Here is a 6347-nt window from a genome sequence, read left to right as displayed (position 1 = left end):
GCGCGCCGGGCCCGCGCGCGAGCCGCCGGCCGCCGCCGCCGCGCCGGCGAAGCCGGCCGCGGCGCCGCACGCCGCGCCCTCGCGGGTCGCCCGCCAGCAGGCGCCGCAGCAGCCGCGCGAGCAGGAGTCGTTCTTCGGCTTCTTCGGCCAGCCGTTCCGGCAGGATCAGCGGCAATACCGGCAGGCGCCGCAGCAGCGGCCGACCTTCTTCCCGTTCCTGTTCGGCGGCGGCCGCTGATCTTTTTCTTCTCCCCGGCGTCTCGCCGGTGGCGAGCCGCGCCGCCTCCTCGCCCCCACTCGGCCCCTACTCGCCGTCGCCGAGCACGCTGTCGGGCTCGAAGCGATAGCGGGTGTTGCAGAACTCGCAGGTCACCTGGATGCGGCCGTCCTCGACCATCGTGGCGCGCTCCTCGACCGGGAAGCTCCTGAGGATCGTCTCCACCCGCTCGCGCGAGCAGGAGCACTTCGCCTCCACCTCGCCGGAGCGAAACACCCGCACGCCCTGCTCGTGAAACAGCCGGTAGAGCAACCGTTCGCTCGACAGCTCCGGATCGATCAGCTCGAGGTCCTCCACCGTCGCGGCGAGCGCCTGCGCCTCCACCCAGGCGTCGTCCTCCGGCACCACGTGCGGCACGGTCCCGTCCGGCGCGTCGCCCGGATCGAGATCGGCCACCTTCTGCCGCTCGAGCGATTTCGGCAAAAACTGCAGCATCAGGCCGCCGGCCCGCCAGCGTCGCTTCGCCCCGCCCGCCTCGGCGGAGAACTCCTCCGCCACCGCGAGCCGCACTTTTGTCGGGATCTGCTCGGAGCGCAGAAAATACTCGTGCGCGGCGTCCTCGAGCGTGCCGCCGTCGAGCGCGACGAGCCCCTGGTAGCGGTTCATGTCCGCCCCCTGGTCGATCGTCATCGCGAGATGGCCGTGGCCGAGCAGGTCGCCGTCGGTCGGCTCGGCGAGCGTCTCCACCGCCGCGCGATCGAACTGGGCATAGGCGCGCACCAGGCCGGGCGAGCGCCAGTCGACCACCAGCATGCCGACCGGGCCGTCGGTCTTGGTCTGCAGGATGAAGCGGCCCTCGAACTTCAGCGCGCTGCCGAGCAGCACGGTGAGCACGATCGCCTCGCCGAGCAGGCGCGAAACGGAAGTCGGATAGTCGTGGCGGGTGAGAATCTCGTCGACCGCGGCACCGAGCCGGACGGTGCGGCCGCGCACGTCGAGCGTCGCCACCTCGAAGGGCACCACGGTGTCGTCGGCGGGAATCCGTCCGGGCTCCCGCGAGGGCATGGCGTTCTCGCTCATCGGGTTCCTTGCATACAGTCGTGGCGATCCGCTCAGGCGGCGTGTGCCTGCGCGGCGGAAAACCATCCGTGCCGAAAGGTCGACGTCCGCTCCCCGGGAGCGGGCGTCCGCATCACCGATAGATAGGTGTCACACCGCCGCGTTGAAGCACCAGGCGAGAACGCTCTTCTGGGCGTGCAGGCGGTTCTCGGCCTCGTCGAACACCACCGACTGCGGACCGTCCATCACCTCGGCGGTGACCTCCTCGCCGCGATGCGCGGGAAGGCAGTGCATGAACACCGCGCCGGGCGCAGCCTCGGCCATCAGCCGGGCGTTGACCTGATAGGGCTTCAGCAGGTTGTGGCGCCGCGCGCCGTCCTCGTCGCCCATCGACACCCACATGTCGGTCAGCACGCACTCGGCGCCGGCGACCGCGGCGTGCGGATCGCTGCCGATCTCGATCGCCGCACCGGACGCCTTCGCCCAGGCGATCAGCTCGGGTTTCGGGGCGAGCTCCGGCGGGGTCGCGATCGCCAGCTCGAAATCGAGGCGCTCGGCCGCGTGCATCCACGAGGTCAACACGTTGGTGGCGTCGCCGGTCCAGGCGATGCGCTTGCCGCGGATCGGCCCGCGATGCTCCTCGAAGGTCATCACGTCGGCCATCACCTGGCAGGGATGCGACAGCTTGGTGAGGCCGTTGATCACCGGGACGGTGGCGACCCGCGCCAGCTCCTGCACGCCGTCGTGGTCGAGCGTGCGGATCATGATGGCGTCGACGTAGCGCGACAGAACCTTGGCGGTGTCGGAGATGGTCTCGCCGCGGCCGATCTGCATCTCCTGGCCGGACAGCACGATGGTCTCGCCGCCGAGCTGGCGCATCGCCACGTCGAACGACACGCGGGTGCGGGTCGACGGCCGATCGAAGATCATCGCCAGGATTTTTCCCGCGAGCGGGCGCGCCGGATCGCGGCCGTTCGCCTTCAGCGCCGCCTTCATCGCGCGGCCGGCATCGAGCATCCCGCGCAGCTCCTCGGCCGGGATGTCGGTGAGATCGAGAAAATGACGGAGGCCGTTCACCCCGGAACTCCTTCCAGCTTGCCGTTGCCGGCGGCCTCGCCCGACAGGCGCGCCGCCGCGCGATCGATGCGCTCGGCCGCCTCGGCGATCTCCGCCTCGCTGACGATCAGCGGGGGCAAGATTCGCACCACGTTGTCGCCGGCGGGAACCGCCAGCAGCTTTTCCGCGCGCAAGGCCTCGATCATCTTGCCGTTCGGCACGCCGCAGGCGATGCCGAGCAGCAGGCCTTCGCCACGCACCTCGCGGATCACGTCGGGATGGCGGTCGCGCACGGCGGCGAGCCGCTGCTTCATCAGCAGCGCCTTGCGCTGCACGCCCTCCAGGAAGCCGGGCGCGGAGATCACGTCGAACACCGCATTGGCGACCGCCATGGCGAGCGGGTTGCCGCCGAAAGTCGAGCCGTGGGTGCCGAGCGTCATGCCCTTGCCGGCCTCGGCGGTGGCGAGCACCGCGCCGACCGGAAAGCCGCCGCCGAGCGCCTTGGCGATCCCCATCACGTCGGGGACGATGCCGGCATGCTCGTGGGCGAACAGCGTGCCGGTGCGGCCCATGCCGGTCTGCACCTCGTCGAGCACGAGCAAAAGCCCCTTCTCGTCGCACAGCTCGCGCAGGCCACGCAGGAACGACGGCGGCGGCACCTTCACGCCCCCCTCGCCCTGCACCGGCTCGACCAGCACGGCGGCGGTCTCGGGACCGATCGCGCGCTTCACCGCTTCGAGGTCGCCGAACGGCACCTGGTCGAAGCCCTCGGCCGGCGGGCCGAAGCCTTCGAGATACTTCTTCTGACCGCCCGCCGCGAGCGTCGCCAGCGTGCGGCCGTGGAAGGCGCCCTCGAAGGTGACGATGCGGACACGCTCCGGATGGCCGGAGGCGGCGTGGTACTTGCGCGCGACCTTGATCGCGCCCTCCATCGCCTCCGCCCCGGAATTGCAGAAGAACACGAAGTCGGCGAACGTCGCCTCGCACAGGCGCGCGGCGAGCCGCTCCGCGTCGGGGACGCGGAACAGGTTGGAGACGTGCCAGACTTTTTCGCCCTGCTCGCGCAGCGCGGCGACCAGCGCCGGATGCGCATGACCGAGCGCGTTCACGGCGACGCCACAATGGCAGTCGAGATAGCGGTCGCCATTGGCGGCCACGAGCCATGCGCCCTCGCCCCGCTCGAAGGAGAGGTCGGCGCGCGCATAGGTCGGGAGAAGATGGGAGGACATCGGCCGGATGCTCGTTTCACGGCATGAAAATGAACGTGCCGCCTCTCGGGGCGGCACGAGCCGAGTATTCTAGGTCCGATGCCTGCTGTGTCAACCATGCTACGGTCGTGACGAAAGCGCCACGGGCCGACTCGAAACCGCCATGAATTGTGGATGCAATACTGGGGACTCTTGCGCGGGACTCGCGCGATATAGTAGCCTTTTATCTGCACTTATACGACATCTCGTGCGGCGGACTGTTCTCTAGGTATCACACTGTCGTTCTGCGTACCCCGCTGGTGGAGAGGCACCACCCGGCGGCGTTGGTGGATTCTGTGAGCGCTATTCCGACCGCCCGAGGCGACGAAGCCGCGAGGCGAAGAGGAACACATGTGGACCGACGAGCGCGTGGAACTTCTCAAGAAGCTTTGGAACGACGGTCTATCCGCGAGTCAGATCGCCGTCGAGCTCGGAGGAATTACCCGCAATGCCGTGATCGGTAAGGTACATCGGCTCGGACTGTCGGGTCGTGCGAAAACGCCGGCGGCGGCGGTGCCGCGCCAGCGCAAGGCACGCCCGGCCGCCGCGCCGATGCTGAGGGTGGCGCGTCCGGCCGTGCGCGGCAACACGGCGCTGGCGCGCGCTCCCGTCTACGAGGTCGACTACGAGCCGGAGGCCGATGCGGTCGGCAACGTGGTCGCGATGGGCGAGCGCTGCTCGCTCCTGGAGCTCGGCGAAGGCAAGTGCCGCTGGCCGGTCGGCGATCCCGGCGCCAACGACTTCTTCTTCTGCGGCGGCCGCACCTCCGACGGGCTGCCCTATTGCAGCTATCACGCCCGCATCGCCTATCAGCCGGTCGACCGGCGCCGCGACAAGCGTTTGGCGCGGGGCTGACCCGCACCGTTTCCTGTGATTTTCCGGCGCACGAATGGGCCGGATGCACCAGACGTGTTCGGCGCGCGAGCGCCGGATTTTTGCGACCGGATCGGCGCGCGAGCGTGCCGGATCGTCGTAAGCTGATCGGCGCGTGTGCGCGCCGGATCTCTGCAAAGCCGGCGTGCGAGCGCCGGATCTACAAAAGCTCGGCGCGCGAGCGCGCCGGCGGAAAACCAGACCCGCGCCGCGCGAGGCCACGACCGATCGCTCGCAGCGATCGGCCCGCTTGCCCTCGTGCGTCGCCCGAACGGCGTCCCGATCGGATCCGGAAATCCCGGGCCCGCACGCCATTCGGACGATCGACGTCTCCCCGGCCGCCCCTTTCTTTCGGGCGACCGCCGGGACGACTTTCCCGCCGACGACCGATTTCCGTGACGAATAGATGACGTGCCGCCGACCAAAGCCCTGTGGAAAAGGGGTTTTGGCAGCCGCCTTGCCAAGCGCGCCGCCGCGCACTAGCACTCGCCCACCTTTCGTTGCGCGCCGCGCTCCCGCGAGCGCCCGCACATTCACACCCACCCCTTCGACACGAGATCCCGACATGGCGACCCACAAGCTCCTTCTCCTTCCCGGCGACGGCATCGGCCCGGAGGTGATGGCCGAGGTGAAGCGGCTGATCGCCTGGATGAACGCGCACGGCCTCGGCACCTTCGAGACCGAGGAGGGTTTGGTCGGCGGCGCGAGCTACGACGCCGACAAGGTGGCGATCACCGACGCCACCATGGCGAAGGCGCTCGCCTGCGACGCGGTGATCTTCGGCGCGGTCGGCGGCCCGAAATGGGCGAGCGTGCCCTACGAGGCGCGTCCCGAGGCGGGCCTCTTGCGACTGCGCAAGGACCTCAAGCTGTACGCCAATCTGCGCCCGGCGATCTGCTACCCGGCGCTCGCCGACGCCTCCTCGCTCAAGCGCGAGGTGGTCGACGGCCTCGACATCATGATCGTGCGCGAGCTGACCGGCGGCGTCTATTTCGGCGAGCCGAAGGTGATCCAGGACCTCGGTGACGGCCAGAAGCGGGCGATCGACACGCAGGTCTACGACACCTTCGAGATCGAGCGGATCGGCCGCGTCGCCTTCGAGCTCGCGCGCAAGCGCAACAACAAGGTCGCCTCGTTCGAGAAGCGCAACGTGATGAAGTCGGGCGTTCTGTGGAACGAGGTGATGACCGCCCTTCACGCACGCGAGTTCCCGGACGTGACGCTCGAGCACGTGCTGGCGGACGCCGGCGGCATGCAGATGGTGCGCTGGCCGAAGCAGTTCGACGTGATCGTCACCGACAATCTGTTCGGCGACCTCCTTTCGGATATCGCCGCCATGCTGACCGGCTCGCTCGGCATGTTGCCGTCGGCCTCGCTCGGCGACGTCGACCCCGCGACCGGCACCCGCAAGGCGATGTACGAGCCGGTGCACGGCTCGGCGCCCGACATCACCGGCAAGGGCGTCGCGAACCCGATCGCGATGTTCGCGTCGTTCGCGATGGCGCTGCGCTACTCGTTCGGGCTGGCGAAAGAGGCCGACTTCGTCGAGCAGGCGATCGCCAACACGCTCAATGCCGGCATCCGCACCGCCGACATCAAGGCCGAAGGCTGCAAGGTGGTCGGCACCCGCGAGATGGGCGATGCGGTGATCTCCGAGGTCGCCCGGCTCGCCGGCGCCTGATCGGAACGGGCGGCGACGGCGCCCGATCCTTTCATGCCGTTTCTGAATGATCAGTTCGGAACATCGGTCACGGCACCGCCTTCACCTCTCCCCGGCGGGGAGAGGTCGGACCGCAAAGCGGTCCGGCCAAGGGGGATTTCGAGCGAACCATTGGTGAATACGCCCCTCACCCCGGCGAGCTGCGCTCGCCGACCCTCTCCCCACGGGAGAGGGT

At 69.2% G+C, this 6347-nt stretch carries 5 protein-coding genes and 1 pseudogene; 3 read left to right on the top strand and 3 right to left on the bottom strand.

Annotated elements, in window-relative coordinates:
• Nucleotides 1-238: pseudogene (locus A33M_RS24510) on the top strand (hypothetical protein); the annotation flags it as partial.
• Nucleotides 239-304: 66 nt separating this feature from the next.
• Here the strand turns inward: A33M_RS24510 and A33M_RS21150 are convergent.
• The 3 genes from A33M_RS21150 to A33M_RS21140 form a co-directional block, all read right to left on the bottom strand.
• A complete protein-coding gene (locus A33M_RS21150) occupies nt 305-1297 on the bottom strand; it encodes an Hsp33 family molecular chaperone (RefSeq protein WP_040622395.1) in 993 nt (330 codons plus the stop codon).
• Between the two features lie 129 nt (nt 1298-1426).
• Nucleotides 1427-2353, bottom strand: coding sequence for an ornithine carbamoyltransferase (argF, locus tag A33M_RS21145; protein ID WP_008391779.1), 927 nt, complete (start codon nt 2351-2353; stop codon nt 1427-1429).
• Nucleotides 2350-3561 (bottom strand): aspartate aminotransferase family protein, encoded by a 1212-nt coding sequence (locus A33M_RS21140; protein WP_008391778.1) that lies wholly within the window; start codon nt 3559-3561, stop codon nt 2350-2352. Before A33M_RS21140 ends, argF begins: the two co-directional genes overlap by 4 nt.
• A gap of 369 nt (nt 3562-3930) precedes the next feature.
• Between A33M_RS21140 and A33M_RS21135 the strand changes: the two genes are divergently transcribed.
• Both A33M_RS21135 and leuB read left to right on the top strand, forming a co-directional pair.
• Nucleotides 3931-4434 carry a GcrA family cell cycle regulator gene (locus tag A33M_RS21135; protein ID WP_040622393.1) on the top strand — a complete coding sequence of 168 codons (504 nt, stop codon included), beginning with the start codon at nt 3931-3933 and terminating at the stop codon, nt 4432-4434.
• A gap of 583 nt (nt 4435-5017) precedes the next feature.
• A complete protein-coding gene (gene leuB, locus A33M_RS21130) occupies nt 5018-6133 on the top strand; it encodes a 3-isopropylmalate dehydrogenase (RefSeq protein WP_008391772.1) in 1116 nt (371 codons plus the stop codon).
• Nucleotides 6134-6347: the final 214 nt, after the last annotated feature.

The organism is Rhodovulum sp. PH10 (genome assembly GCF_000293785.1).
In the GTDB taxonomy this organism is placed as follows: Bacteria; Pseudomonadota; Alphaproteobacteria; order Rhizobiales; family Xanthobacteraceae; genus Rhodoplanes.
Note: the sequence above shows the minus strand (reverse complement) of the source record. Positions and strands in the feature narration are given on the sequence as shown.